The sequence below is a fragment of the Sphingomonas sp. LT1P40 genome (assembly GCF_036663835.1).
Classification (GTDB): Bacteria; Pseudomonadota; Alphaproteobacteria; order Sphingomonadales; family Sphingomonadaceae; genus Sphingomonas.
Map to the genome: position 1 here is coordinate 2,016,735 of NZ_JAXOJT010000001.1, position 25,890 is coordinate 2,042,624.

The 25,890-nt window shown below is 65.5% G+C and carries 24 protein-coding genes; 18 read left to right on the forward strand and 6 right to left on the reverse strand.

Annotation, left to right across the window (positions count from 1 at the left end):
• Positions 1-2 precede the first annotated feature (2 nt).
• The gene (locus U1702_RS10070; protein ID WP_332723986.1) at positions 3-1,649 is read left to right on the forward strand and encodes a DUF6311 domain-containing protein; all 1,647 of its coding nucleotides are present in this window, start codon (positions 3-5) and stop codon (positions 1,647-1,649) included.
• On the opposite strand, the gene U1702_RS10075 is transcribed toward U1702_RS10070, so the two are convergent.
• The gene (locus tag U1702_RS10075) at positions 1,627-2,685 is read right to left on the reverse strand and encodes a mannose-1-phosphate guanylyltransferase/mannose-6-phosphate isomerase (RefSeq protein ID WP_332723988.1); all 1,059 of its coding nucleotides are present in this window, start codon (positions 2,683-2,685) and stop codon (positions 1,627-1,629) included. The genes U1702_RS10070 and U1702_RS10075 overlap by 23 nt on opposite strands.
• Positions 2,686-2,844: 159 nt before the next feature.
• Between U1702_RS10075 and U1702_RS10080 the strand changes: the two genes are divergently transcribed.
• The 4 genes from U1702_RS10080 to U1702_RS10095 are packed head-to-tail and all read left to right on the forward strand — an operon-like array spanning position 2,845 to position 9,700.
• Entirely contained in the window at positions 2,845-4,233 is a 1,389-nt protein-coding gene (locus U1702_RS10080; protein ID WP_332723990.1) for a TIGR03013 family XrtA/PEP-CTERM system glycosyltransferase, read from the forward strand.
• A 4-nt stretch (positions 4,234-4,237) separates the two neighbouring features.
• A complete protein-coding gene (prsK, locus tag U1702_RS10085) occupies positions 4,238-6,268 on the forward strand; it encodes an XrtA/PEP-CTERM system histidine kinase PrsK (RefSeq protein ID WP_332723992.1) in 2,031 nt (676 codons plus the stop codon).
• Entirely contained in the window at positions 6,265-7,617 is a 1,353-nt protein-coding gene (prsR, locus tag U1702_RS10090; protein WP_332723995.1) for a PEP-CTERM-box response regulator transcription factor, read from the forward strand. The genes prsK and prsR overlap by 4 nt, the downstream gene beginning before the upstream one ends.
• On the forward strand, positions 7,601-9,700 hold the full coding sequence (locus tag U1702_RS10095) for a tetratricopeptide repeat protein (protein ID WP_332723997.1): 2,100 nt from the start codon (positions 7,601-7,603) through the stop codon (positions 9,698-9,700). The genes prsR and U1702_RS10095 overlap by 17 nt, the downstream gene beginning before the upstream one ends.
• 6 nt (positions 9,701-9,706) lie before the next feature.
• Here U1702_RS10095 and U1702_RS10100 read toward each other — a convergent pair whose 3' ends face one another.
• On the reverse strand, positions 9,707-10,150 hold the full coding sequence (locus tag U1702_RS10100; protein WP_332723999.1) for a hypothetical protein: 444 nt from the start codon (positions 10,148-10,150) through the stop codon (positions 9,707-9,709).
• Between the two features lie 113 nt (positions 10,151-10,263).
• On the opposite strand from U1702_RS10100, the gene U1702_RS10105 reads away from it, so the two are divergent.
• From U1702_RS10105 to U1702_RS10120, 4 genes are all read left to right on the forward strand, one after another.
• Positions 10,264-11,073 carry an ATP-binding protein gene (locus U1702_RS10105; protein WP_332724001.1) on the forward strand — a complete coding sequence of 270 codons (810 nt, stop codon included), beginning with the start codon at positions 10,264-10,266 and terminating at the stop codon, positions 11,071-11,073.
• A 200-nt stretch (positions 11,074-11,273) separates the two neighbouring features.
• Positions 11,274-11,555 carry a hypothetical protein gene (locus U1702_RS10110; protein ID WP_332724003.1) on the forward strand — a complete coding sequence of 94 codons (282 nt, stop codon included), beginning with the start codon at positions 11,274-11,276 and terminating at the stop codon, positions 11,553-11,555.
• A gap of 42 nt (positions 11,556-11,597) precedes the next feature.
• Positions 11,598-12,488 carry a diacylglycerol/lipid kinase family protein gene (locus U1702_RS10115; protein ID WP_332724005.1) on the forward strand — a complete coding sequence of 297 codons (891 nt, stop codon included), beginning with the start codon at positions 11,598-11,600 and terminating at the stop codon, positions 12,486-12,488.
• A gap of 49 nt (positions 12,489-12,537) precedes the next feature.
• A complete protein-coding gene (locus U1702_RS10120) occupies positions 12,538-12,798 on the forward strand; it encodes a hypothetical protein (protein ID WP_332724007.1) in 261 nt (86 codons plus the stop codon).
• Positions 12,799-12,807: 9 nt separating this feature from the next.
• Here U1702_RS10120 and U1702_RS10125 read toward each other — a convergent pair whose 3' ends face one another.
• Complete coding sequence (locus U1702_RS10125; protein ID WP_332724009.1) at positions 12,808-14,586, reverse strand: ABC-F family ATP-binding cassette domain-containing protein; 1,779 nt, start codon at positions 14,584-14,586, stop codon at positions 12,808-12,810.
• Positions 14,587-14,703: 117 nt separating this feature from the next.
• On the opposite strand from U1702_RS10125, the gene U1702_RS10130 reads away from it, so the two are divergent.
• From U1702_RS10130 to U1702_RS10140, 3 genes are all read left to right on the forward strand, one after another.
• On the forward strand, positions 14,704-15,015 hold the full coding sequence (locus tag U1702_RS10130; RefSeq protein ID WP_332724011.1) for a hypothetical protein: 312 nt from the start codon (positions 14,704-14,706) through the stop codon (positions 15,013-15,015).
• A 33-nt stretch (positions 15,016-15,048) separates the two neighbouring features.
• Positions 15,049-15,723, forward strand: a complete 675-nt coding sequence (locus U1702_RS10135; protein WP_332724013.1) for a response regulator transcription factor — start codon at positions 15,049-15,051, stop codon at positions 15,721-15,723.
• 82 nt (positions 15,724-15,805) lie between these two features.
• Positions 15,806-17,296 carry a sensor histidine kinase gene (locus U1702_RS10140; protein WP_443026834.1) on the forward strand — a complete coding sequence of 497 codons (1,491 nt, stop codon included), beginning with the start codon at positions 15,806-15,808 and terminating at the stop codon, positions 17,294-17,296.
• A 327-nt stretch (positions 17,297-17,623) separates the two neighbouring features.
• Here the strand turns inward: U1702_RS10140 and U1702_RS10145 are convergent, their stop codons facing one another.
• Entirely contained in the window at positions 17,624-18,619 is a 996-nt protein-coding gene (locus U1702_RS10145; RefSeq protein ID WP_332724017.1) for an LLM class flavin-dependent oxidoreductase, read from the reverse strand.
• Between the two features lie 112 nt (positions 18,620-18,731).
• Here U1702_RS10145 and U1702_RS10150 point away from each other — a divergent pair, with 112 nt between their 5' ends.
• The 4 genes from U1702_RS10150 (at position 18,732) to U1702_RS10165 (ending at position 22,254) form a co-directional block, all read left to right on the forward strand.
• The gene (locus U1702_RS10150; RefSeq protein ID WP_332724019.1) at positions 18,732-19,397 is read left to right on the forward strand and encodes a pyrimidine 5'-nucleotidase; all 666 of its coding nucleotides are present in this window, start codon (positions 18,732-18,734) and stop codon (positions 19,395-19,397) included.
• A complete protein-coding gene (dapD, locus tag U1702_RS10155; protein WP_332724021.1) occupies positions 19,394-20,200 on the forward strand; it encodes a 2,3,4,5-tetrahydropyridine-2,6-dicarboxylate N-succinyltransferase in 807 nt (268 codons plus the stop codon). The genes U1702_RS10150 and dapD overlap by 4 nt, the downstream gene beginning before the upstream one ends.
• Before the next feature lie 144 nt (positions 20,201-20,344).
• Positions 20,345-21,109 carry a tryptophan 2,3-dioxygenase gene (locus tag U1702_RS10160; RefSeq protein WP_332724023.1) on the forward strand — a complete coding sequence of 255 codons (765 nt, stop codon included), beginning with the start codon at positions 20,345-20,347 and terminating at the stop codon, positions 21,107-21,109.
• On the forward strand, positions 21,106-22,254 hold the full coding sequence (locus tag U1702_RS10165; RefSeq protein WP_332724025.1) for an aminotransferase class V-fold PLP-dependent enzyme: 1,149 nt from the start codon (positions 21,106-21,108) through the stop codon (positions 22,252-22,254). Before U1702_RS10160 ends, U1702_RS10165 begins: the two co-directional genes overlap by 4 nt.
• Here the strand turns inward: U1702_RS10165 and U1702_RS10170 are convergent.
• Both U1702_RS10170 and U1702_RS10175 read right to left on the reverse strand, forming a co-directional pair.
• Positions 22,219-22,659: a CoA-binding protein gene (locus U1702_RS10170; protein ID WP_332724027.1), complete on the reverse strand. Its 441-nt coding sequence runs from the start codon at positions 22,657-22,659 to the stop codon at positions 22,219-22,221. The two genes, U1702_RS10165 and U1702_RS10170, sit on opposite strands and share 36 nt — an antisense overlap.
• 1 nt (position 22,660) lies before the next feature.
• On the reverse strand, positions 22,661-23,620 hold the full coding sequence (locus tag U1702_RS10175) for an Mrp/NBP35 family ATP-binding protein (protein ID WP_332724029.1): 960 nt from the start codon (positions 23,618-23,620) through the stop codon (positions 22,661-22,663).
• A gap of 178 nt (positions 23,621-23,798) precedes the next feature.
• Between U1702_RS10175 and hflK the strand changes: the two genes are divergently transcribed.
• Both hflK and hflC read left to right on the forward strand, forming a co-directional pair.
• Positions 23,799-24,935, forward strand: coding sequence for a protease modulator HflK (gene hflK / locus U1702_RS10180; protein WP_332724032.1), 1,137 nt, complete (start codon positions 23,799-23,801; stop codon positions 24,933-24,935).
• Positions 24,932-25,795 carry a protease modulator HflC gene (hflC, locus tag U1702_RS10185; protein WP_332724034.1) on the forward strand — a complete coding sequence of 288 codons (864 nt, stop codon included), beginning with the start codon at positions 24,932-24,934 and terminating at the stop codon, positions 25,793-25,795. Before hflK ends, hflC begins: the two co-directional genes overlap by 4 nt.
• Positions 25,796-25,890 lie beyond the last annotated feature (95 nt).

A 25,890-nucleotide genomic window follows, 5' to 3' on the forward strand; every position in this document is an offset into this window, starting at 1 on the left:
CCATGACTGCGCCACACCCGCCCGCGATGCGCGATCTCAACGCCCGCCTGCCGCTTGTCGTGCTGCCGCTGCTGCTGTTTGGCGCGTTTTTTCATTGGCAGATCCTCGACATCACCAACGTCGCATGGCTGTTGCGCGGCAGCGACAATGGCGAGAATGCGCTCGGGCTGCATGGCTTTCTCCACGATCCCGCACCCGGCTTTTTACGGACATACCTGCTCAACGCACCTGATGGCGTCGGCCTGTTGTTCACCGACAGCAACCCGCTGCTTGGGGCGCTCGCCTTTCCATTTCGCGCGCTGTTTCCTGCCGACATGCAACTGATCGGCTGGTGGGTGCTGGCCTGCCTGTATTGCCAAGTCGCTTTCGCCTGGGCGCTGCTCCGCCGCCATGCCCCGAACGCGCTGGCCTTGTGGTGCGGCGTCATCCTGCTCGCCGCGCTGCCGACGCTGTTCAACCGCATTGTCCATGTCAACCTGATGGCGCACTGGCTGATCCTGTGGTCGCTATGGCGCTTCACTCATTTCGAGCGGTCGTCGTCGAACAAGGGCTGGGCGATCCTCATCGCGGTGACCGCGCTGGTCCACAGCTATCTGCTGGTGATGGTCGGCGCGATCTGGGCCAGCGCGATGCTGGAACGGGCATGGGCCGAACGCGGCAACTGGCAGCGCACCCTCCCTCGCCTAGTCGCCGAGTGCATCGGCATCCTTGCGCTCGTCGCCATCATCGCCTGGGCGCTCGGCGTAATCGAGCCCCACCGTGCCTCGGGCAATTACGGCGCTTTTGCCATGCCGATCGACGCGCTGTGGAACCCCGGCATCGACGGTTATTCCACCTTCCTCCCCGCGATCGAGCAGCGTCCCGGCCGCGGGTTCGAGGGGTTTCAGTATCTCGGCCTCGGCCTGTTGCTGCTGCTCCCACTTGCCGCGATCCTGTCGCGCTGGCACCGCTCGTCAACGCAGACCGACAGCCTCGCCCGCCTCAAATGGCTTGTCCCCGCTTTCATCGTTCTGACCTTGCTGGCGATCAGCACCTATCCCGATTTCGCCGGACAACGCCTCCCGCGCTACACGCTCCCGCAGAACGTCGCGGAAGCGCTCGACGCCGTCCGCGCCTCGGGCCGTCTGTTCTGGCCGATCGCCTACACGCTGGTGTTCGCCGCGATCCGCATCCTCTACCGCCTCCCCGCGAAACGCGCCGGCCTGATCCTCGCCGCGATCGCCCCGATCCAGGTTGCCGATCTGACCCCGATGGCGCTTTCAATCCGCGCTCAGACTGCCGAAGCGCGTGGCGCGGTCCTCTATCCGCGCACCCCTTCGCCCGAATGGGATCGCCTGATCGGCCAGGCAACCGACATCGCCTTCGTCCCCGGCGACGTAACCAAGGGCCTCGGTGTCTTTCAGGAAATCGCATGGCGCGCGGTCAAGGCCAAGGTGCCCGTCCGCAACGTCTATGCCGCCCGCCCTTCGGATGCCAGCGCGGTACGGCAGGAGGCGGAATCCAACGAATTCCGCGGCGGCAAGGTCATACCCGGCCGTCTCTACATCCTGATCGACGGCGAGATGATCCCGCCCCCGCTCGCCGCGCAGGCCCGTCCGCTGGACGGCCTGACGATCGTGTTCCAACCTATTTCTTCATCGCCTCGATAATCCGCTTCACGTCCTGGCTGCGCCCGCGCGGCAGGATCAGCACATCGTCGCCGTCCACCACGACGATCAGGTCGGACACACCGACCAGCGCGACCTTCTTGCCTGCACCGGCACGCACCAGACAATCGGCCGTGTCAATCGCCACCACGTCGCCGCGACAGGCATTGCCGTGAATGTCGCAATCGCTGATCGCATGTAGCGCATCCCAACTGCCCAGATCGCTCCAGCCCATGCTCACCGGCACCACCGCCACGCGCGGAGCCTTTTCCATCACCGCATAGTCGATCGAATCCGATGGCGATTTCGCGAACTCGGTCGCGTCGGGCAGGATGCGGGTGCCTTCGCGCACCGCCCGGTCCATCGCCGCCTGCGACGCCGCCAGCATGTCCGGCGCGAACGACGCCAGAGCGCCCAGATACACGTCCGCCCGGAACAGGAAGATACCGCCATTCCACGCATGATCGCCCGATGCGATCATCGCCTCCGCCGCCTCGCGCGCGGGCTTCTCGACGAACCGCTCGACTTTGTGAACCCCGCCACCGATCGCCTCGCCGATCTGGATATAGCCATAGCCGGTCTCCGGCGCGTCGGGCGCGATCCCGAACGTCACCAACCAGCCATCCTCGACGGCGGGCATCGCCGCATGGATCGCCGCGTGGAACGCATCGACATCGGCGATGACATGGTCGGACGGCATCACCAGCAACGGATCGCTGCCCCCGCCCACCGCCAGCGCCGCCAGCGCGATCGCGGGCGCGGTATTCCGCCCCATCGGCTCCAAAATCAGCGCCTGTGCCTTCGCCTCGACTGCCCCCAGTTGCTCCTCGACCATGTCGGCATGCAGCGCATTGGCGACGATCACCGGCGCGGCAAAGCGCTCGCCGAACGGCGTGCGCTGCACGGTCAACTGAAGCATCGTCTCCTCAGCGGTCAGTGCCAGCATCTGTTTCGGACGTTCGGGCCGCGACATCGGCCACAGGCGCGTGCCCGATCCGCCCGATAAAATGACGGGAACGATCGGCTTGTGCTCGGTCATGCTTGCCCTCCTGATCGGCGCACCTAACCCCACGCGCCTCGACCGCCAAACAATTAAGTTGGCACGCGTTTCCCAGGATTCAGCATTTCTTCGTCAATTTCGCCGACAGGGGTCGCAGCGTGTCGGATTTGTTTACACTCGTCCGCTAGGAATCGGCCCATGATCCGCCTGTTCAAACACTATATCCCAAATGCGGTGCTGCTGCTCGCGCTGTTCGATGTCGTGCTGCTGTTTGCTGCCGCCGAGTTCGGCTGGCTGTATCGCGCGCATCAGATCGCGCTGGATGTTGAGCCGATCCACACCCGCATTCCCCAAATGCTCAGCTTCGCCGCCAGCCTCGAACTCGCGATGATCGCGGTCGGCGTTTATGGCGCGGATGCATTGCAGTCGATCCGCGTCGCCACCGCACGATTGCTGGTGGCGGTATCGCTCGGCACGATCTTCCTCTCGGTGATCTTCTTCCTCGTCCCCGCGCTCACCTTCTGGCGCTCCAACCTGCTCTACGGAATGCTGGCCGCGGTCGTATTGCTGTTCATGCTGCGGCTTTTGCTCGGCAAGATGCTCGGCAGCCAGTCGTTCAAGCGCCGTATCGTCGTGCTCGGCGCGGGCGCGCGTGCGGAGCGGCTCAAGGTCCTCTCGCGCAAGCCCGGATCGGGTTTCGTCGTCGTCGGCTATGTGGCGATGAGCGAGCCGAACCGCACGATCCCGGAGGCGATCGCCCGCGACGCGATCTACAACCTCGCCGACCATGTCGTGCTGCTCAACGCCAGCGAAGTCGTGCTCGCGCTCGAGGAACGCCGCAACGCGTTGCCGCTCAAGGATCTGCTGCGGATCAAGACCACCGGCGTCCATGTCAACGAAATCTCGACCTTCCTCGAACGCGAAACCGGACGTGTCGATCTCCAGTCGGTCAACCCCAGCTGGCTGATCTTCTCCGACGGCTTCTCCTCGGGCCGCATGCTGTCGAGCATGTTCAAACGCCTGTTTGACATCGTCGCCAGCCTGCTTCTGCTCGTGCTCGCGCTTCCGCTCATCATTCTGGGTGCCATCGCGGTTAAGCTGGAAAGCAAGGGTCCGGCCTTTTACCGCCAGCGTCGCGTCGGGCTCTACGGCCAGGGCTTCGACATCCTCAAACTCCGCTCGATGCGCACCGATGCCGAAGTCGCGGGCAAGGCGGTCTGGGCCGAAAAGGACGATCCGCGCATTACCCGCGTCGGCCGCTTCATCCGCAAGGTCCGGATCGACGAGCTGCCGCAATGCTGGAGCGTGCTGAAGGGCGAGATGAGCTTCGTCGGGCCGCGCCCGGAGCGGCCCCAGTTCGTCGAGGATCTGGAGCAGCAGCTCCCCTATTATGCGGAACGTCATATGGTGAAGCCGGGCATCACCGGCTGGGCACAGATCAACTATCCCTATGGCGCGTCGATCGAGGACAGTCGGCAGAAGCTGGAATACGACCTCTATTATGCGAAGAATTATTCGCCGTTCCTCGACCTGCTGATCCTGCTGCAAACCTTGCGCGTGGTGCTGTTCCCGGAGGGCGCGCGGTAAGCCTATGGTCCCGACCCTCATCCTTTGGGGCCACGCCCTCGCGGCATTGTTGTTCGCAATGCTCGGCCTGTGGACGTTTCGACGCGCGGAACCGGGCGTACCGCGCAACCCGCTGGCGCTCGCGCTGGGCCTGACGGCTTTGTGGGCACTCGCGGTTGCAGGCATCGGCGAGACCGATCTGGTCACGCGCGTGGCATCGGCGGCACGCAACCTCGCCTGGCTCGGCTTCATGATCGCGCTTCACCGGCGCAGCGGGATGCAGCGGCCACCCGCCGCGATCGGCACCGTTTACGGCGTCGTCGCCGCCGTCATCCTCATCGCGCTCGCGCTCCATATCACCGCAGCCGCAGCGCACGAGGTCGCCAAGGACGCCACACAGGCGGCGTTGCTGCTCAAGATGATGGTCGCCGTCGCCGCGCTCGTGCTGGTGCAAAGCCTGCACAACGCGATCACGCCCCAGAGTGGCAGCGGCATGCGCCCCGTCGTCCTCGCGCTCGGCGCGATGTGGCTGGTCGATATTAACGTGTTCAGCGTTGCCTGGCTGACCGAGGGGTGGCCGCATCAGCTGGTCGCCGTGCGGGGTCTCGCGATGGCGCTGATCGCCGCCGTCATCGCCGCCGGGCTGCAACGGCGCGGCGAATGGCCGATGCAGCTGTCGCGCACCGTTGCCTATCAGTCGCTGTCGCTGGTTGCGATCGGCCTGTATTTTGCGCTGCTCGCGCTCGCCACGACCGCGCTCGCTGCGATCGGCGGCAGTAACGCACGGCTGTTCCAGACCGCGTTCGTGTTCGGCTCGACCGCCGCCATCCTCACCCTCGTCTCCAGCACGTGGTTGCGCGCATGGATCAAGGTTAAGCTGGCGAAACACTTCTTCCGCCACCGTTACGATTACCGCGCGGAATGGATGCGCTTCACCGAAACGCTGGGCGAACCGCATGGCAGCGCCCCGCTGGACGAACGCATCGTGAAAGCGCTCGCCGACCTCACCGACTCGCCCGCCGGGCTGCTGCTGCTGCCACAGGGCGATACGCTGGCACTGGGTGCCGCATGGAACGTCGATCGCACGACCCTGCCGGCCGCTTATGGTGAGGACTGGCCGACCGCCGGGATCGACCCCGCGCTCGTGCTCGAACTCGACCCCGGCAAGGACGCTGCCTCACCCTCGATCCGCAGCTGGGATCAGGCGTGGGTGATCGTGCCCCTGCCGCATCACGCCCGCCTCGCCGGTGCGATCGTGCTCGCCCGCCCGCCGGTGCCGCGCGCACTCGACTGGGAGGATTTCGACCTACTCAAGGCTGCCGGGCGTCAGCTCGCCAGCTATCTCGCGGAAGAGCGCGCGCAGGAGGCGCTGGCCGAGGCGGAACGCTTCGACGAGTTCAACCGCCGCTTTGCCTTCATCATGCACGACATCAAGAATCTGGTCAGCCAGCTCACCCTCGTCGCGCGCAACGCCGAACGCCATGCCGACAACCCCGCCTTTCGCGCCGACATGATCGCCACCTTGCAGGATTCGGCGGGCCGCATGAACGATATGCTCGCCCGCCTGTCCCAGCATCACCGCGCCCGTTCCGACGCGCCGATCGCCACGCCGCTCGCCCCGCTTGCCCGCCGTGTCGCCAAGGCATGTCTGGCGCAGCACCCGGTTCAGGTTATCGCCACCGGTGATCCACTCGCCATCGCCGACCCCTTACGGCTCGAAGCGTTGCTCGGTCACCTTGTCCAGAACGCGGTCGAGGCCAGTCCCGCCGACTCACCCGTCACCGTCGCGGTGGACGCGACCAATGGCGAAGCCCGTATCGAGGTGATCGACAAGGGTTGCGGCATGTCGCCCGCTTTCGTCCGCGAAAAACTGTTCAAGCCCTTCGTCTCGTCCAAACGAGGCGGCTTCGGCATCGGCGCGTTCGAGGCGCAGAAGCTGGCCGCCGAGATGGGTGGCCGCATCGAAGTAGAAAGCGCCGAAGGCCATGGCACCCGCTTTCGCGTCGTCCTGCGCGCGGCGGGCAACGGCACCAACGAACTCGGACGAGCGGCATGAGCGACCCCAAGCCTAAACTCCTCATCGTCGAGGACGATGCCGGACTTCAGCGACAATTGCGCTGGGCCTATGAGGGCTATGAGATTCTCACCGCCGGAGACCGCGAGTCCGCGATCACCATGCTGCGCGCCGAGGAACCCGCCGTCGTCACGCTCGACCTCGGCCTCCCGCCCGACCCCGACGGCACGACCGAGGGCTTCGCCGCGCTCGAACAAATCCTCGCATTGAAACCCGACACCCGTGTCATCGTCGCCTCCGGCCATGGTGAGCGCGAATCGATGCTGCGCGCGATCGCGATGGGCGCGTGGGATTTCTATCAGAAGCCGATCGACATCGACGCGCTCGGCCTGATCGTCGCGCGCGCCTTCCACGTCCACGCGCTCGAAGCCGAAAACCGTCGCCTCGCCGCGCGCGCCGAAACCGGCACCGCATTGGGCGGCATCATCACCGGCTCGCCCGAGATGCTCAAGGTTACCCGCACGATCGAACGCGTCGCCCCGGCGGACGTCTCGGTGATGCTGCTGGGCGCCAGCGGCACCGGGAAGGAATTGCTCGCACGCGGCCTGCACGATTCCAGCCGTCGCAAGGGTGCGTTCGTCGCAATCAACTGCGCCGCGATCCCCGAAACCCTGCTCGAATCCGAATTGTTCGGGCATGAAAAGGGCGCGTTCACCGGTGCGGTCAAGACCACCGAGGGCAAGATCGAACAGGCGCAGGGCGGCACGCTGTTCCTCGACGAGATCGGCGACGTGCCGCTGCCGCTTCAGGTCAAATTGCTCCGCTTCCTGCAGGAACGCGTGATCGAGCGCATCGGCGGGCGGAAAGCGATTCCGGTCGACACCCGCATCGTTTGCGCCACGCATCAGGACATCGACGCGATGGTCGCCGCGAACAGCTTTCGCGAAGACCTTTATTATCGCCTCGCCGAAATTGTCGTCCGTATTCCCAACCTCGCGGAGCGCCCCGGCGACGCCGGACTTCTCGCTCGCCATTTGCTCCACAAGCACGGCACCGTAATGAAGCTTCCGGCCAAGAGCTTCGCCCCCGACGCGCTTGCCGCGATCGACGCATGGGGCTGGCCCGGCAATGTCCGCGAGCTGGAAAACCGGGTGAAGCGCGCCGCGATCATGGCCGATGGCAAGCTGGTTACCGCTGCCGATCTCGACCTTGGCGCCGCGCCCGATGCCGAACCGATCAATCTGAAGGCGATCCGCGAAGCCGCCGATCGTCGCGCCATTGCGCACGCGCTGTCCCGCGCGGACGGCAATATCTCCGGCACCGCGCGCCTGCTCGGGATCAGCCGCCCTACCCTCTATGATTTGATGAAGGCCTATGACCTCCAGCCCTGAACCGCGTCGTCGTCGCTCCAAGCGCACCCGTAGCCTCAACCTGCGCCGCATCGTCGTGTTCGCGCTGTGCATCGGCGCGTTCGGCGTAGCGCTGTTTGCGTTCCGCTCGGTTGTCACCGGCGGTCCCGACCCCGCCGCCGCGCGCGAAGCGGTCGCGCGCAGTCAAACCTATCTCAAGGCGAACAACGCCTCCGCCGCGCGCAGCCAGGCCTTCACCGCCGTCCGCGCCGATCCGCAATGGGGTGAGGCGCATCTCGCGCTCGCCCGCGCGAACCTGATGCTCGACGAGGGCGTCGCCGCCGAATCCTCGCTCCGCCGTGCACTCGACAGCGGAGTCGATCCCAAACGCATCCACGCCCTCATGGCCCATGCCATCCTGCTGCAAGGCGATCCGCGGCGCGCGCTGGTCGAGGCCGACAAGGCCCCCGAGGCCGACCGCGCCTACGCGCTGAAGGTCCGCACCCGCGCCTTCACCGCCGGCGGCAACCTCGCCGCCGCGCGCGATGCCGCGATGGCTGCCGTCCGCCTCGCCCCGCAAAGCGCTGACGCCTGGACCGATCTCGGGCGCTTCCGCTTCAACGCGGGCGATGTCGTCGGCGCGATCGAGGCCAGCACGCGAGCGGTCGAACTCGACAAGGGCAATACCGACGCCCTCATCCTGCGCGGCGAACTCGTCCGCACGCAATTCGGCCTCGTCGCCGCGCTTCCCTGGTTTGAGTCCGCGCTCAAACGCGACCCGTACCGCCACGCCGCGCTGATCCAATACGCCTCCACGCTTGGTGACGCGGGCCGCACCCGCGACATGCTCGCCGCAACCCGCAAGGCGATGGAAGTCCGCCCGCGCAGCCCGCAGGCCTTCTACCTTCAGGCCGTGCTCGCCGCCCGCGCCGAACAATTCGACCTCGCCCGCCAGTTGCTGCAGCGCGCGGGCGGCGGTGTAGGCGCGCTCCCCGGCGGCTTGCTGCTCGGCGGCACGCTCGATTTGCAGGAAGGCCGCTACGAACGCGCGATCGAGAAACTTCGCAACCTCGTCAGCCTTCAGCCAATGAACATCGGCGCACGCAAATTGCTCGCCAGCGCGCTGATGCGATCCGACGCCTCCAAAAATGCGATCGAGGTCCTGCTTCCCGTTGTCGCACGCGGCGATGCCGACGCCTATTCGCTCTCGCTCGTCGCGCGCGGCTATGAACGGATCGGCGAACGCGCCACCGCCGCGCGCTATTTCGACCGCGCCGCCCTGCCCGCGCGCGACAATGCCGCATGGTTCAGCTCAGACGATGCCGTGCCGATGCTCACCGCCGCCGCGCAAAAGGCACCGACCGACGATCCGCGCGCGACGATCCCGCTGATCCGCGGCCTGATCGACAGCGGCGACAAGGGCGCGGCACTGGCGAAGGCGCAGGATATCGCCGCGCGCAATCCCGGCGCACCCGCCGCGCATACGCTGGTCGGCGACACGCTGATGCTGCTTCAGCGCCCGGGCGATGCCGTCGCGGCGTACAAGTCCGCCGCCAGCATCCGCTTCGACGAACCGGCCATGCTGCGGCTGGTCGAGGCGCTCGACCGTTCGGGCCAACGCCAGCAGGCATCGACCACGCTCGCGCTGTTCCTGTCGCAAAACCCGCTCAACCTCGCCGCCCTGCGCCTGTCGGCGCACTGGCAGGCGGCGGCGGGCGATTTCGACGCCGCGATCGACGCGCTGGAGGCCGTGCGCCTGCGCACCGGCAACCGCGACGCCGCGCTCCTCGCCGAACTCGCCTTCGCCTATGCCGGGGCGGGCGAGCCCGATCGCGCCGCCCGCTATGCCGAGGCCGCTTACCTCATCGCCCCGTCAAACCCCGCCGTCGCGGGCGCAATGGGTTGGGCGCTGACCGAAGGCGGCGACACCGCAGGCGGGATCGAACTGCTGCAAAAAGCCGTCGCGCTCGCCCCGCGCCACCCGATGCTCCGCTGGCATCTCGCGCAAGCCTATGCCGAAGCGGGCCGGAAGGCGGATGCCAAGGCGCAAGCGCAGGTTGCCCTTGCCACCCCCGGCTTCACCGATCGCGGCGCGGCGGAGGCACTGATCGCGCGGTTAGCGTGAAGGTCGTCAGGCCGACCTGACAGGCACACGCTGCGCAGCCAGCACCGCCGCCAGCTTGTCGGGATCGCGCACCCGCAATTTCACGACACGCTCGTCGGGGCCATCATACCGCACGATGATGTTGTTCGACAGGAAGCCCCGTTTCCGTTCCACGCTTCGTATGCGACGCAAGGGGATCCTGTGCTCCATGCGGTACACTTCCGGCAGGAATCCAAGCGTGAACGGGAAGAACGGCGTGACCACCATTTCTTCAGGCGTAACCGTCACGATCAGGCAGTTGCTTGCCCATGTGCCCGACGCCTTTCGCTCAACGAACAGCGCGTTTTTCGGCACGCGGGGGATGATCGGTTTTCCATTCGCGCGACGGTATATGATCGACGCACCGATAACGAGGGCGACCCAGCCCCAAGAGATGACGAAAAGCCAGATTGGAAAGGGTTCGGCATCCACGTGTTGAGGCTATCCGCAGCATCGTCAATGTTCAACCCGCGCTGACCGCCAACCACGCCCCCCAACCACGGCCCATTGCCAACCCCCGCCCCACCCCTTAGCCCTCCGACCCGATGACCGACCCGCTGGACCGCATCGCCGCCGCGCTCGAACGGCTGGCCCCGCCGCCGCCGCCGGTGCCGGACCTGACCGCGCACCCGGCCTATGTCTGGCACAAGAGCCACATCACAGCCGCCCGCGCCTTCGCGCCGTTGCCGCTCGACGAACTGGTCGGCATCGACGCGCAAAAGGCGACGTTGCTCGACAATATCCGCCGCCTTGCCAGCGGTCTGCCCGCGCATGACGTGCTGTTGTGGGGCGCACGCGGCACCGGCAAGTCCGCCCTGTCCAAGTCCACCGTTGGCGCGATCCAGGCCGAAGGCGGTGCCATCGCCCTGATCGAGGCACAGGCGGATACGCTCGATACCCTCCCCGCTCTCTTCACCCTGATCGCCGACGCCCCGCGCGCCTTCGTTCTATTCCTCGACGATCTGGGCTTCGACGCCGCCTCGGACGGTCGCGCACTACGCTCGCTCCTTGAAGGCGGCGCAGAAGCGCGTCCCGCCAATGTCCGGCTGTTTGTCACCTCGAACCGCCGTCACCTGATTCCGCGCGACATCGCCGAGCAATCCAGCGCGATCAATCCGCGCGATAGCATCGACGACAGCCTCGCGCTCGCCGATCGCTTCGGCCTTTCGCTCGGTTTCCATGCGATCGATCAGGACACCTATGTCGCCATCGTGCGCGGCTATGCCGACCATCATGGCCTGAGTTTCGATCCCGCAGAGGCGATCAACTGGGCCACACGGCGGGGCAGTCGTTCGGGCCGCGTCGCCTGGCAATATGTCGTCGATCTGGCGGGCCGCAGCGGCAAGACGCTGTGAAGCATCGCCTCGCGATCCAGCATATCGAGATTCACTGGACCAAATGAGATCGCGGCGCCGACCCCGGCACGATCCGCAACGCGCTTCCCCGCACGGCACCGTTCCAGCCGCCATTCGACACCGAACGCGGCTGGCTCCATCATATCCGCTTCGACGCCGACCATGATTATCGCCGCGACGAGGCATGGCACGAACTGGGCGTGATCGAGGACTGGCGCGTGCCGATCCAGACGCGCATCGACGGCGACCATCTGTGGATCAAGCCGCGCGTTTCCAGCCAGAAACCCCGCCGCCTCCATCTGGAGGATTGGATCATCCGCCTGCCCTTCGGTCAGCACGCCATCTTCCACATCAACGGCGCAAGCGATGGACGCCATCAGCGCCGTTATGAAGAACATCGAATCGCCATCGGTTTTGCCGAAACCGCCACGCTCGACCTGCCCCTGTTCCGTGAGATCGACGAGCGCGTCCTGCTCTACTGACATGCCGATGGACCTTCCACGCCCGTCCGCCGTTACCGCGCGATGACAAACCTTCCCGTCCCGCGCGAAGCCGTGCTGATCGTCAACGCCAAATCCCGGCGCGGGGCGGCGCTGTTCGAGCAGGCGCGCACGAAGATCGAGGCGGCCGGCATCCGCCTGATCGCAGCACACCCCGTGCGCGACCCCGATCTGCTCGACGACACCGTCCGCGACGCGATCCGCTCCGGCGCGCCGATGGTCATCGTCGGCGGCGGCGATGGCTCACTCTCCGGCGTGGTCGACGATGTCGTCGGCAAGGATGTGGTGTTCGCCGTGCTCCCGCTCGGGACCGCCAACAGCTTCGCGCGCACGCTCGGCATCCCGCTCGACTTGGACGGCGCGATCGCCACCATTGCCACTGGCAAGCGCCGCCGCGTCGATCTGGGCATGATCGACAACGACTATTTCGCCAATGGTGCCGCGATGGGCCTGTCACCGATGATCGGCGAGAGCGTGCCCCACAATCTCAAGAAATATCTGGGCCGCGCCGGTTACCTGATCTGGGCGGTCTGGTGCTTCACGCGGTTTCGCCCGTTCCGCGTTTTCATCGACGATGGCGAGAAAACGCACCGCATGTGGGCCAGCGAAGTCCGCATCCTCAACGGCAAATTCCACGGTGGCGTGGTGATGAGCGACGACGCCGATGTCGATAGCGGCGAGATGATGATTCAGGTCGTCACCGGACGCAACCGCTGGCGGCTAGGCTGGGACTGGTACGCCCGCTTCTTCCGCTTGCGCTCGCGCGACCAGACCGTCAGCGAGTTTCGCGGTGCCAAACTAGGCCTCGACACCCGCCCCCACCATCGCATCTCGATTGACGGCGAAGTGTTGGCGCGGACGCCGGTGACGGTGCGCGTAGCAGAACGGGCGATCGACGTGGTGGTGCCGCGTTAGGCTGAATAGCAACCTTGCCCTATCTCATCTGCGACGACATCATTCGGTGATGGCAAAGCCAATCCCCACCCGCTTCAGCGTAACGCCCGAAAATGTTGAAGCGGCGGTTTCATATTGCACCGAGCGAGGATTTCCTCCCGTCCGCATCGAGGCGGACGGGGAAGGATTTTCCTATTTGATCTTTGCACCGCTTCCCCACGAGCAGATGCCCGGCCTGGTTAGCGCGCTGCCCATCCACTTGAGCGCGAAAGTTGGAATCGTTGCCCATAGCGATGAAGAATTTGAACGACTGACTCGAAACCAGCCATAGTGGCCAAGCTCACCCCAACCCCTCGACGATCTCCGCCAACTCAAGCCAGCGCAACTCAGCCGCATCCTTCTCCTCACGCGCCTTGGCGATGCCAGCCATCAACGTGTCGAACTTCGCCGGGTTCTTCGCGAACAAATCCGCATCCGCCAGTGCCGCCTCGTCCCGCGCAATCCCGGCGTCCAGCTCCTCGATCCGCTTCGGCAACAGGTCGTAGTCGCGCTGGTCCTTGTAAGTCAGCTTGACCTTCGCCTTAGGCGAGACCGCCACCGGCGCGGTCTTCAGCGCCGCCTTTTTTGTCTGCGCGACGACCTTCCGCTTGGCTTCCCAGTCGGCATAGCCGCCGACCACCATGTCGACCGTGCCGGAGCCATCCAGCCCGATCGTCATCGTCACCGTGCGGTCCAGGAAATCGCGGTCGTGGCTGACGATCAGCACCGTGCCGTCATAATCCGCGATCACTTCCTGCAACAGGTCGAGCGTCTCCAGGTCGAGGTCGTTGGTCGGCTCGTCCAGGATCATCAGGTTCGACGGCCGCGCAAATTCGCGTGCCAGCAACAGCCGCGAGCGCTCGCCACCGGACAGCGTGCCCACCTTCGCCTCGACCATGTTCGGGTCGAACAGAAAGTCCTTGAGGTAACCATGGATATGCTTGCGCACGCCCAGCACGTCGATCCACTCACCACCATCCGCCACCACTTCGCGCACGGTCTTTTCCGGTTGCATCCGGCTGCGCTGCTGGTCGATCACGACCGGATCGAGCGTCTTGGCCAGCCGCACGCTGCCGCTGTCCGGCGCGATCTCGCCGGTCATCAGCTTCAACAGCGTGGATTTGCCCGCGCCATTCTTGCCGACGATACCGATCCGGTCGCCGCGCGTGATGCGCAGGGTCAGGTCGCGAATGATCGTGCGGTCGCCGTACGCCTTCGACGCACCTTTGACGTCGATCACCACCTTGGTCTTCGAATCGCCCGCCGCCGTGGTCAGGTTCGCCGCACCCGCCGGCCCCGTCATCGCCGCGCGCTCGGCGCGCATCTCGTACAGTTTGGTCAGCCGCCCCTGGTTGCGCTTGCGCCGCCCGGTCACGCCGCGTTGCAGCCAATGCTCTTCCAGCTTCAACCGCGCGTCCAGCTTCTCCGCCGTCCTTTGCTCATCGGCATAGACCTGCTCGGTCCACGCGTCGAACCCGCCAAAGCCGATCTCGGCCCGCCGCATCGACCCGCGATCCAGCCATAGCGTCTGCCTGGTCAGCCGCGTCAGGAACGTGCGGTCATGGCTGATGACGACGAATGCGCCGCGATAACGCGTCAGCCATTCCTCCAACCATTCGATCGCGTGGATATCCAGATGATTAGTCGGCTCGTCCAGCAACAGCACGTCGGGATCCTGACACAGCGCTCGCACGATTCCCGCCCGCCGCCGCTCGCCGCCGCTGGCCGTCGCCGCCTCCCGGTTCAGGTCGATGCCCAACTGGTCGGCAATCGCCTCCGCCTCGTGCAGCACCGGCGCATCGTCGCCGGACAGGACATAATCCATCAGCGTCACGCACCCGGTCATGCGCGGTTCCTGCTCCAGCATAACGACGCGCGTGCCCGGCTGGATCGTCCGTCGCCCCTCATCCGCATCGACTTGGCCAGCCAGCAATTTGAGCAACGTCGTCTTGCCAGCACCATTGCGCCCGATCAGCGCCAGCCGGTCGCGCTGCCCGATATGAATGTCGAGACCACGGAACAACCAGCCCGATCCCTGGACCAGACCGAGATTTTCATAAGCGAGTACGGGAGCAGCCATGCGGCGGGCAGGTAGGGCGATGAGCGGGTTGGGGCAAGCCGCGTAAGCCTGTCCAACTGCTTTCACCTGCATTCACGGGCTGTTCAACGCTTCATCGCTATGCCAATCCCCATGAACATGTTTGGCGTTTTTTGTCTCGGCGCGTTTCTGGCCGTTGCCGCCGTCCCGGTGCATGCCGCACCGCAGGACCGGCGTAGCAGCGATCAGGAAGCTGCGCGTCAGGGCCGGATGCAGGGCCGCCTGCTGCCGCTGCGCGTCATCGAGGCGCGCGTGGTGCCGCTGATGGCCAAAAAGGGCGCGCAATATATCGGTTTCGACTTCGATTCGGGCACCGGGATTTACACGCTGAAGTTCCTGCGCAATGGAAACGTCATCTGGGTCGATGTCGATGGCCGTTCGGGTCAGGTGATAAGCACGTCCGGCGGCTGAAGCGGTCGAATTGAGAGCATAAAGGGAAAGCCAATGCGCGTTCTGATCGTCGAGGACGAACCCAATCTTCGCAGCCAGCTTCAGGCGACGCTTGAGGGTGCGGGCTATGCCGTCGATACCGCCGGCGACGGCGAAGAGGGTCTCTATCTCGGCCAGACCGAGGCCTATGACGCGATCGTCCTTGATCTCGGCCTGCCTGAAATCGATGGCCTGACCGTGCTCGACCGCTGGCGCAAGGACGGCAAGACCACCCCCGTGCTGGTGCTCACCGCGCGCGACAGCTGGTCGGACAAGGTCGCCGGGCTCGACGCCGGTGCGGACGATTATGTCGCCAAGCCATTCCAGTCCGAAGAACTCATCGCTCGCCTGCGTGCGCTCATCCGCCGCGCGTCGGGTAACGCCAGCGCCGAACTGATCGCGGGCGACATCCGCCTCGACACGCGCAGCGGCAAGGTCACCAAGGCCGGCGACCCGGTCAAGCTGACCGCGCAGGAGTACAAGCTCCTGTCCTATCTGCTCCATCACAAGGGCAAGGTCGTCAGCCGCACGGAGCTGATCGAACATATCTACGATCAGGACTTCGATCGCGATTCGAACACGATCGAGGTGTTCGTAACGCGCATCCGCAAGAAACTGGGTGCGGACGTCATCACCACGATTCGCGGCCTGGGCTACAGCCTCGAAGAACCGGCGGAGGCCGGTGCCTGATCAGCGCGATTCGGATTCAGCTTCGCTGAATCAGGGCGGCACCGGCCCGCTCCCCCACCCGGCCACCCACACGGTATCCTCGATGGGTGGCCGGGTGGGGGAGCGGGCCGGTGCCGCGTCCGCGACAGCGGACTTTATCAAGAAATTTACCCGCCGCTTTCCGTTCGTTCACCGCGCGGCGCAAGCGGCGGCGCCCGAACTGACCCTCGTGCCCGGCGACCCCGCCCCCCGCACGTACACCCGCTCGACCGGGTCGCTCAGCCGCCGGATGATCCTGATCGCCGGGCTGTGGATCGCTTTGCTGCTTACCGGCGGCGGACTCGCGCTCGATCGTGTGCTGACCGGTGCGATCACGCGCAATTTCGACGATCAGCTCGAATATCTCCTCACCTCGATGATCGTCTCCGCCGAAATCGGGCCAGAGGGCGAAGTGGTGTTCAACCGCGCGCTCGGCGATCAGCGTTTTCTCGAACCCTATTCGGGTCTCTACTGGCAGGTCAGCGGTCAGGGCTTCGACATGTTCGCGTCGCGCTCGCTATGGGACCGCCGCTTGACGACCGACCGGACACATCAGGATCAGGAGCTCCACACGTACGACAGCGTCCAGTTCGATCAGAAAATCCGCATCGTCGAACGCGACGTCCGCCTGCCCGGCTCGCCCATCCGCTGGCGCTTTCAGGTCGCCGAAATGCGCGACGTGCTCGACGCCCAGATCGACGCGCTGCGCCGCACGCTCGTGCGCAGCTTCCTGCTGCTCGCCGCCGGTCTGATCGCCATGGCCGCACTGCAGACCTGGTACGGCCTGCTCCCGTTGCGCAAATTGCGCGCTGCGATCCACCGCCTGCGCACGGGAGAGACCGCCGCGATCGAGGGCGCGATGCCCGCCGAAGTCGCGCCGATGGTCGAGGAACTCAACGCGCTTGTCGCGCATAACGACAAACAGGCCGAGGAAGCACGCCGCCACGCCGGCAACCTCGCGCATGCGCTGAAAACGCCGCTCACCGTCATCATGAACGCCGCCGCCGCCGGGTCCGACGACTTGCCGACGACGGTGGTGCGCGAAGCCCGCACGATGCGGCGTCAGGTCGACCACCACCTCGCCCGCGCCCGCGCGGTCGGCCGCCGCGGCTCCGCGCACAGCCGCGCGCCGGTTTGGCCCAGTGTCGATTCGGTCGAGCGCGCCGTCGCTCGCCTGTACCCCCATGTCCGCATCGATACCGATGGCCCTAAGGACCTGAACGCGCATATCGAGCGACAGGATCTGGACGAGATCATGGGCAATCTGGTCGAAAATGCCGCAAAATATGGCGGCGGGAGCGTGTTCATCACTGTCGGCGTCGATTCGGGCTTTGTCGAGATCCTGGTCGAGGATGACGGCGTCGGCATCCCGGAAGCCGACCGCATCCGCATCTTCGACCGCGGCGTCCGCCTGGACAGCGGCAAGCCCGGTACCGGCCTCGGCCTCGCCATCGTCCGCGACGTGGCGGAGATTTACGACGGCACGGTCAGTCTGGAGGAGAGCGACGACCTTGGTGGCCTGCTGGTCAGACTAAGGCTGCCAGCGGCGGGCTAACGCAAAACCGTCACCCCAGCGAAAGCTGGGGTCTTGTGCAGCGATCGTGTCGCGTGCGGTTTGAGACCCCAGCTTTCGCTGGGGTGACGGTATTAGCTACCCCATAACGCCCACGAACCGCCACCTCCGGGTGACTGGACTCAACACCAGTTCACACCCGCAATCGCGGCAAATTCCCTGGACTTCATTCGGCTTCAGCCGGTCGCGGCGACGGGGGCGATGGACGCCCTCATGACAGCGCACGGCAGGGTTTGGCGGTGGCATCGCCGTCTCCTTGCTGCGGTCCCCTGCTGCGGAGACAGGTGTGCTAGCGGATCAAGGCAGCTTTCAGGCGGTGATGCGGCGCATTGCGTCCGCAGCGATCGAAAGGCTGCGCTTTCTGGCGTCATGGTCATAGATCGAACTGACCAGCATAACCTCGTCCACCCCCGTCCGCGTGATGAACTTCGCCAGCCCCTCGCGTATCTTCTCAGGCCCGCCGATCGCGGTGCAGTTCAGCACATGGTCCAGCATCGCCCGTGCCTGTGGCGGAATCGTTTCAAGATAGCCCGGCAGCGGCGGCGGCATGCGAATGCCCGTGCCGGTGGTGCGCAGCGCGACGAAGGTCTGCTGCATCGACGTCGCCAGCACTTCCGCCTCCTCGTCGGTATCGGCGGCGAACACATTGAACCCCGCCATCGCATGCGGCTTGTCGAGCACCGCTGAGGGCCGGAACTGCCGCCGGTAAATCTCCAGCGCCTCGTCAAGCGATCCCGGCGCGAAATGCGACGCGAACGCATAGGGCAGCCCCAAAGCCGCCGCGAGCTGCGCCCCGAATGTGCTCGATCCCAAGATCCATAAATCCGGTTTCGCCCCGGCTCCCGGCACCGCCGAAATCCCGGTCTGCCCGTCATCCGAGAAATAGCTTTGCAGCTCCATCACATCCTGCGGAAACGCATCCGAACTGGTCTCCAGCGTCCGCCGCATCGCCCTCGCAACCTTCTGGTCGCTGCCGGGCGCGCGTCCCAGCCCCAAGTCGATCCGCCCCGGATACAGCGCGTCCAGCGTCCCGAACTGCTCGGCGATCACCAGCGGCGCATGGTTCGGCAGCATGATCCCGCCCGCGCCGACGCGGATGGTCGAGGTCGCCGCCCCGACATGCGCAATCACCACCGCAGTCGCGGCGCTGGCGATCCCCGGCATACCGTGATGCTCCGCGACCCAGTAGCGGCTGAACCCCTCCGCCTCCGCATGCCGCGCCAGATCGGCGGCATTGACGAAAGACTGGCTGGCGTTGCCGCCCTCCACGATGGGGACGAGGTCGAGCAGGGAATAGGCTGTCATGAAGGACAGATGGGAAGGCAGGTTGCGTTTTGCTACGCAAGCAAGGCTTGGCACACGCGAACCTATTCCTTCGCTTCCCTCCCGCCGCCATCCCCCCTAAACGCCCGGCACGATGCGCCCCGATCTCGCCCATATCGACGCCTGGTTGTTCGATCTCGACAACACGCTTTATCCGGAGCGGAACAACCTGTTCGCGCAAATGAACGAACGGATCGGTGCCTATGTCGCGCGCTTATTGAAGCTCGATCCGGTGGCAGCAAATGCCGTGCAAAAAGGCTATTATTTCAGCCACGGCACCACCCTGGCCGGGCTGATGGCCGACCATGGCGTCGATCCCTATCACTATCTCGCCGACGTCCATGACATCGAAATGGACGTGCTCGAGCACGACGCCCCGCTCGCCGCCGCCATTGCCAAGCTGCCGGGGCGCAAGATCGTCTTCACCAACGCCGACGCGCCCTATGCTGAAAAGGTGCTGGATCGCCTGGGCCTGCTCGACCAGTTCGAAGCGATTCACGACGTTCACGCCAGCAATTATCACCCGAAACCACACGAACACGCCTATCGCAGTCTGTGCGAGGCGTACCGCATCGACCCAACCACCGCCCTGTTCGTCGAGGACCTTGCCCGCAACCTCGCCCCCGCCAAGGCAATCGGGATGACCACGGTGTGGATCGACGCAGGCTCCGAACAGGCACCGGACGAAGACCGCAGTTTTATCGATTTCATCACCACTGACATCTGCCACTGGCTGACCAGCATTCAGGAGCAATCATGACCGACCTCGCCACCATTATCGACGCCGCGTGGGACGACCGCGCGAATATCTCGATCGCCACCACCGGCGCGGTGCGCGAAGCCGTGCAGGAAGCGCTCAACCTGCTCGACAGCGGTCAGGCGCGCGTCGCCGAACCAACCGGCGACGGCTGGCAGGTCAACCAGTGGCTCAAGAAAGCCGTCCTCCTCTCCTTCCGCCTCAACGACAACGCCGTCGTGGAAGGCGGCGGCTTCGACAAGGTTCCGCTCAAGACCGCCGGCTGGGACGACGCCCGCTTCCGCACCGCGGGTTTCCGCCAAGTTCCCGGCAGCATCGTCCGCCATGGCGCGCACATCGCAAAGGGCGCGGTTCTGATGCCCAGCTTCGTCAACATCGGCGCGTTCGTCGATGAAGGGACGATGGTCGACACCTGGACCACCGTCGGCAGCTGCGCCCAGATCGGCAAGAACGTGCATCTGTCGGGCGGCGTCGGCGTCGGCGGCGTGCTGGAACCGCTTCAGGCCGATCCCGTTATCATCGGCGACAACGCCTTTATCGGCGCGCGCAGCGAAGTGGCCGAGGGCGTCCGCGTCGGCGAAGGCGCGGTGCTGTCGATGGGCGTCTATCTGGGTGCCAGCACCAAGATCGTCGATCGCGCTACCGGCGAAGTCCATCGCGGCGTCGTCCCGCCCTATGCCGTCGTGGTCCCCGGCACGCTTCCCGCCGAAAACGGCAAGCCCGGCCTCTATTGCGCGGTGATCGTCAAGACGGTGGACGCTCAGACGCGCAGCAAGACCGGCATCAACGAGCTGCTGCGGGACTAGAAACCATTTTCCTACTTGGCCCGGCATGGGTTATCCGTAACCCATGCAACCATTCCAACTCTCGCCCCAAATTGACGTCCGGCGCGCGCACGTCGAGAGCGTCAACTTCGTTAACTCAACTCGTATTCGATCGGGAGCCGTCGCATGACGGAACCGATGACCTATGGGCGCTATCTCGCGCTCGACGCGCTGCTCACCGCCCAGCATCCGATTTCGGACGAGCATGACGAACTGCTGTTCATCGTCATCCACCAGACCAAGGAGCTGTGGCTGAAACAGGCCATCGCCGAACTGCGCGTGGCGATCGACCTCGTCCGACACGACCGGCTGGTCGAGGCGTACAAGAGCCTCGCCCGCGTCAGCCGCATTCAGGCGGTGATGACGCTGTCATGGGACGTGCTGACCACGATGACGCCCAGCGATTACAGCCTGTTCCGCGGCGTGCTCGGCTCCAGCAGCGGATTCCAGTCGGACCAGTTTCGCGCGGTCGAAACCCTGCTGGGCTTACGCGGCGGTGGCGTACCCGGCCCGCTCACCACCGAATATGCCCAAGCCCCGAGCCTGTGGGACGAAGCGAACGCCGCGCTCGCCCGCGCCGGGTTCGCCGTACCGGACAGCGCTCTGAATCGCGACTGGTCCAAACCTTATCGCTCCTCCCCGGAGGTCGAGGCGGCGTGGGCGCAAGTCTATCGCGACACCACTGCTTACTGGGAACTCTATCAACTCGCCGAGAAACTGGTCGACGTGGACGACGCCCTTGCGACGTGGCGGCACAAGCACGTTCTGACCGTCAGCCGCGTCATCGGCATGAAAACCGGCACGGGCGGGACCGCTGGGGTGCCGTATCTGGAGTCCACTGTGTCCAAGCGCGCCTTCCCGGAACTGTGGACACTGAGAACATTACTGTGAGCTATAAACACCTTTTCCAGCGCTCGCTCGCCGCCGCACCCGACCGCCTCCACTTCGCCGCGCACAGCCATCATCTATGGCCCGACGCATCATGGCTGGGCCATCAGGCCGCGTGGCAGGATGCCGCGCGCTTGGCCGATCACAAATGGGGCCGGGTGATGGACGAATTCTGGCCTGCGGCGCAGCGCCATGTAGCAGCGGAACTCAACTTGCCCGATCCCTCGACGATCGTCTTCGCGGGCAACACCCACGACCTGATTCTGCGCATCGTCTCCGCCCGCAGCGAACAACCCGTCCGTATCCTCACCAGCGACGGCGAATTCCATAGCTTTCGCCGCCAGTCCGAACGCTGGGTCGAATCGGGCCGCGTCGTCATCGACGCAATCCCGGTGGGCGACGGTTTCGACGCCCGCTTCCTCGCCGCCGCCCGCACCGGCAACCACGACCTCATTTTCGTCAGCCAGGTGATGTTCGGCACCGGCGCGATCTTTGCCGCGCTCCCGGAACTCGCCGCGCTCGCCCGCCCCGATGGACCATGGGTGGTGGTCGACGGCTATCACGGCTTCATGGCGATGGAGGCCGACCTGTCCGCCGTCGCCGCGAACATCTTCTACACCGCTGGCGGCTACAAATACGCGATGTCGGGCGAGGGCGTCGCGTTTCTCCACTGCCCGCCCGGCTACGGCCCACGCCCCGAAATTACCGGCTGGTATGCCGAGTTCGAGGGGTTGGAAGCCCCGCCGGGCCGCATCGGCTATGCCACCGACGCGATGCGTTTCATGGGTTCGACCTTCGACCCCAGCGGCCTCTACCGCTTCGTCGCCGTCCGCGACGTGCTGGCGGAGAACGGTCTGACCACCGCCGCGATCACCGCACACATCGCCCCGCTGCGCGAACAACTGCTCGCCGGCCTCGCCACCACGCCACTCGCCGACGCGACCTTGCTCAACCCCGGCACCGACCCACGCGCCCGCTTCCTCGCCTTCCGCTCACCCAACGCTGCGATGTGGAAAACCGCGCTTGACCAGCAGGATATCGTCACCGATGTGCGCGGCGACGTGCTGCGCATCGGCTTCGGCCTTTATCATGACGAGCGCGACGTGAACCGGCTATTGGCCGCCCTGCACGATCTTGGCGACGCCTAGCCGGGGAATATCGATCGCCGGACAGCGGTCCATCACCACCTGCAACCCCGCTGCCTCGGCCCGCGCCGCCGCTTCCTCGTTGATGACACCCAGCTGCATCCAAACCGCCTTGGCACCCACCGCAATCGCCTCGTCCACTGCCTCGCCAGCCGCCAGCGGACGGCGGAAAATATCCACGATGTCGATTGGGTCGCCAATCTGGCTCAACTCGCGGAACACGAACTCGCCATGAATATGCTCGCCGGTAATCTGCGGATTGACCGGGATCACCCGATAGCCATGCCCCTGAAGCATTTCCATCACCCGGTTGCTCGGCCGGTCGGGACGATCGCTCGCCCCCACCATCGCAATCGTCCGCGCGCCTTCCAGCAGCGCCTTGATGTCTTCGTCGTGGGTCAGCGGCATGTCACTCTCCGTTGGCAGTGATCCAGGCGTCAACCCGGTCGGCTATGGAGGCAAACGCCGCGCCCTCCGCCCCGTTCCCGGCGGCGGGCGGCGTGCCCGCGTCCGACGCGGTGCGGATCGCAATGTCGAGCGGGATGCGCCCCAGGAAGGGAATACCCAGCGCCGCCGCCGCCGCCTCCGCCCCGCCATTTCCGAACGGGTCCGACCCCTCGCCGCAATGCGGGCAGATATAGCCCGCCATATTCTCCACCAGTCCGATCACCGGAATCCCCGCCTTGGCGAACAGGTCGATCGCTCGGGTCGCATCGATCAGCGCCAGATCCTGTGGCGTCGAGACGATCACCGCGCCGGTCGGGCGATGCTTCTGGATCATCGTCAGCTGCACGTCGCCAGTGCCGGGCGGCAAATCGAGCACCAGCAGCTCAGCCGCGCCCCAATGCGCATCGACCAGCTGAGTCAGCGCGCCCGCCACCATCGGCCCGCGCCACGCCACCGCCTGTCCGTCGGCGACCAGCCCGCCCATCGACAGCAGCGGCACGCCATGCGGGGTGCTCAACGGCACCAGCTTCTTGTCATGCGCCGTCGGCTTCTGCCCCGCCACGCCCATCAACGTGGGCTGCGACGGGCCATAGATATCGGCATCGACCAGCCCGACCTTGCGCCCTGCCCGCGCCAGCGCGATCGCCAGGTTGGCGGAAACCGTCGACTTGCCCACCCCGCCCTTGCCGCTCGCCACCGCGATCAGCTTGCGGTTCACCCGCTGGCTGGTCCGCGCGATTCGCACTTCGTCGATCTCCGGCAACGCCGCCGCGCGGATATCCGCCTCCAGCGCGTCCTGCGCACCCTCCGGCAAGCCGGTGACGTCCAGGATGATGCTCGCTCGCGCACCATCCACCCGCACCGTGGCGCGTCCGGCGGCGATGGGGGCAAGAACGGCTTCGATCGTGGTGCGGTCAGTCATGATGGCGCAGATAGGGTGGTTATATCTGAAACAAAAGCTGCACCGGCCCGCTCCCCACCCGGCCACCCATTCGATGATACGCTGTGGCGGCCGGGTGGGGGAGCGGGCCGGTGCGGTTCAAATATCAAACAAGCGCACTGCCACTGTAATTCCTCCGATCCATCCCTATAAAGAACCTATGGCGAGACTGACTGGTTGGATCGCACGCGCTGGCGTGCTGTGGAATGAGAACAAGGGTCCTCAAGGACCGTGGGGCGGCGGCGGAAGCGGCGGCAACGGCAATGACGGAGGCAAGGGTGGCGATGGCGGCCCGCGCAATCCCTGGTCATTTCCGCCAGAGGGCAAGCGCGGCGGCAAGAGCAGCGTCACCAGCCTCGACGAATTCATCAAGCGCGCGCGCGGCGGCGGCGGCGGCGGGGGCGGACGCGGTGGCTTTCCTGGCGGCATGCCTGGCCGGGGCGTCTGGTTTCTCGGCATCGGCCTGATCGTCCTGCTGTGGATCGCGTTCACCAGCTTTCACGTGATCGCCCCCGAACAGCGCGGCGTGGTTGCGCTTTTCGGCAAATATTCGCGCACGCTCGATCCGGGCATCGGCATGACGCTCCCAGCACCGCTCCAGAGCGTCAAGAAAATCGACGTTCAGGCGATCCGGACTGAGGATTTCCCTGCGGCAGCGGGTGAGAACCTGATGATTACGCAGGATCAAAATATCGTCGACCTCGCTTATTCGGTACGCTGGGACATCGCCAATCCCCAGGATTTCGCGTTCCAGATTGCGAACCCGGAACAGACCGTGCGCGCCACGGCGGAAAGCGCGATGCGCGCCGCCGTCGCTGGCGTGACGCTCAATCAGGCGATCGGCCCCGGCCGCACGATCATCGAAGCGCGGGTGCAACAGGCGACGCAGGCGATCCTCGACGAATATAACTCCGGCATCCGCATTCAGGGCGTCGCCATTCGCGGCGCCACCGCCCCCGGGGCGGTCGACGAAGCGTTCAAACAGGTCACCGCGTCGCAACAGGCTGCACAGGGCGCACGCAATCAGGCACAGGCCTATGCGCAACAGGTCATCGCCATTGCGCAGGGTGAAACCGCCGAGTTCGACAAGATCTACGAGCAATATCGCCTTGCGCCCGAAGTGACGCGTCGTCGTCTCTATTACGAAACCATGGAGGCCGTTCTGGGCCGCTCGAACAAGACGATCGTCGAAGTCCCCGGCACCACGCCGTATTTGCCGTTGCCGGAGGCACGCGCGCGTCCCGCTCCGACGGAGACGACGCCTGCACCCCAGGTTCAACAGGGAGCCGGTCGATGAACGCCGTGATCCAGCGTCCCGTCATTTTCGGCGGCCTCGCGCTCGTTATCCTGTTCCTGCTGCTCAACACGCTGGCGATCGTGCCGGAGACAAAGCAGGCGGTGATCCTTCAGCTCGAACAGCCGGTAAAGACGATCAATCAGTGGCAGCGCGGCGAGCAGTTCGGCGTCACCACCGGCGCGGGCATCATTGCCAAGGTGCCGTTCATTCAGCGCATCGTGTTCGTGGACAAGCGTGTGCTTGACATCGATCTGGAGAACCAGCCGGTCCTCTCGACCGATCAGTTGCGGCTGGAAGTCGATGCCTTTGCCCGTTTCCGCGTCGTCGATCCGCTCAAGATGGTGGTAACTGCCGGTACCGAAACCCGCGTCGCCGATCAGCTGCGCCCGTTGTTCGGATCGGCCCTTCGCGCCGAACTCGGCAAGCGCCCGTTCGCGGCCCTGCTCAGCCCCGAACGCGAGGGCGTGATGGAGGCGATCCAGCAGGGGCTTCAGCGCACTGCCAGCCAATATGGTGTCCAGATCGTCGATGTTCGGATCAAGCATGCCGACCTGCCCGACGGCAGCCCGCTCGATTCCGCACTCGCGCGGATGCGCACGGCACGCGAGCAGGAAGCGACCACGATCCGCGCACAAGGTCAGCGCGACGCGCAGATCATCCGCGCCGAAGCCGATGCCCGCGCTGCGCAGATCTACGCAGTCAGCTTCGGCAAGGACCCACAATTCTACGACTTCTGGCGCGCGATGCGGTCCTATCGTCAGACCTTCATCGGCGATGGACAGACCCCGAAGGGTGAAACCTCGATCATCCTGTCGCCCGAGAACGACTATCTGCGCGAGTTCAGGGGCAAGAGCCGTTGATCCTTCAGACGTCAGGAAACAACCGGACCCGAATGTCTTTCGGTTCGTTCATATTCAATCGCCGTTCAGCTATCCTAGGCGAGTAACACACAGAT

Excerpts from the sequence above, each read along its gene's own strand:
- prsK (WP_332723992.1), top strand. The coding sequence starts at position 4,238 with ATGGTCCCGACCCTCATCCTTTGGGGCCACGCCCTCGCGGCATTGTTG.
- U1702_RS10120 (WP_332724007.1), top strand. The coding sequence starts at position 12,538 with ATGGCAAAGCCAATCCCCACCCGCTTCAGCGTAACGCCCGAAAATGTT.
- U1702_RS10170 (WP_332724027.1), bottom strand. The coding sequence starts at position 22,659 with ATGCCGCTGACCCACGACGAAGACATCAAGGCGCTGCTGGAAGGCGCG.
- U1702_RS10135 (WP_332724013.1), top strand. The coding sequence starts at position 15,049 with ATGCGCGTTCTGATCGTCGAGGACGAACCCAATCTTCGCAGCCAGCTT.
- U1702_RS10125 (WP_332724009.1), bottom strand. The coding sequence starts at position 14,586 with ATGGCTGCTCCCGTACTCGCTTATGAAAATCTCGGTCTGGTCCAGGGA.
- U1702_RS10150 (WP_332724019.1), top strand. The coding sequence starts at position 18,732 with ATGCGCCCCGATCTCGCCCATATCGACGCCTGGTTGTTCGATCTCGAC.
- hflC (WP_332724034.1), top strand. The coding sequence starts at position 24,932 with ATGAACGCCGTGATCCAGCGTCCCGTCATTTTCGGCGGCCTCGCGCTC.
- U1702_RS10105 (WP_332724001.1), top strand. The coding sequence starts at position 10,264 with ATGACCGACCCGCTGGACCGCATCGCCGCCGCGCTCGAACGGCTGGCC.
- U1702_RS10130 (WP_332724011.1), top strand. The coding sequence starts at position 14,704 with ATGTTTGGCGTTTTTTGTCTCGGCGCGTTTCTGGCCGTTGCCGCCGTC.
- U1702_RS10140 (WP_443026834.1), top strand. The coding sequence starts at position 15,806 with ATGGGTGGCCGGGTGGGGGAGCGGGCCGGTGCCGCGTCCGCGACAGCG.
- U1702_RS10115 (WP_332724005.1), top strand. The coding sequence starts at position 11,598 with ATGACAAACCTTCCCGTCCCGCGCGAAGCCGTGCTGATCGTCAACGCC.
- U1702_RS10175 (WP_332724029.1), bottom strand. The coding sequence starts at position 23,620 with ATGACTGACCGCACCACGATCGAAGCCGTTCTTGCCCCCATCGCCGCC.
- prsR (WP_332723995.1), top strand. The coding sequence starts at position 6,265 with ATGAGCGACCCCAAGCCTAAACTCCTCATCGTCGAGGACGATGCCGGA.
- U1702_RS10160 (WP_332724023.1), top strand. The coding sequence starts at position 20,345 with ATGACGGAACCGATGACCTATGGGCGCTATCTCGCGCTCGACGCGCTG.
- U1702_RS10095 (WP_332723997.1), top strand. The coding sequence starts at position 7,601 with ATGACCTCCAGCCCTGAACCGCGTCGTCGTCGCTCCAAGCGCACCCGT.
- dapD (WP_332724021.1), top strand. The coding sequence starts at position 19,394 with ATGACCGACCTCGCCACCATTATCGACGCCGCGTGGGACGACCGCGCG.
- U1702_RS10075 (WP_332723988.1), bottom strand. The coding sequence starts at position 2,685 with ATGACCGAGCACAAGCCGATCGTTCCCGTCATTTTATCGGGCGGATCG.
- U1702_RS10070 (WP_332723986.1), top strand. The coding sequence starts at position 3 with ATGACTGCGCCACACCCGCCCGCGATGCGCGATCTCAACGCCCGCCTG.
- hflK (WP_332724032.1), top strand. The coding sequence starts at position 23,799 with ATGGCGAGACTGACTGGTTGGATCGCACGCGCTGGCGTGCTGTGGAAT.
- U1702_RS10145 (WP_332724017.1), bottom strand. The coding sequence starts at position 18,619 with ATGACAGCCTATTCCCTGCTCGACCTCGTCCCCATCGTGGAGGGCGGC.
- U1702_RS10080 (WP_332723990.1), top strand. The coding sequence starts at position 2,845 with ATGATCCGCCTGTTCAAACACTATATCCCAAATGCGGTGCTGCTGCTC.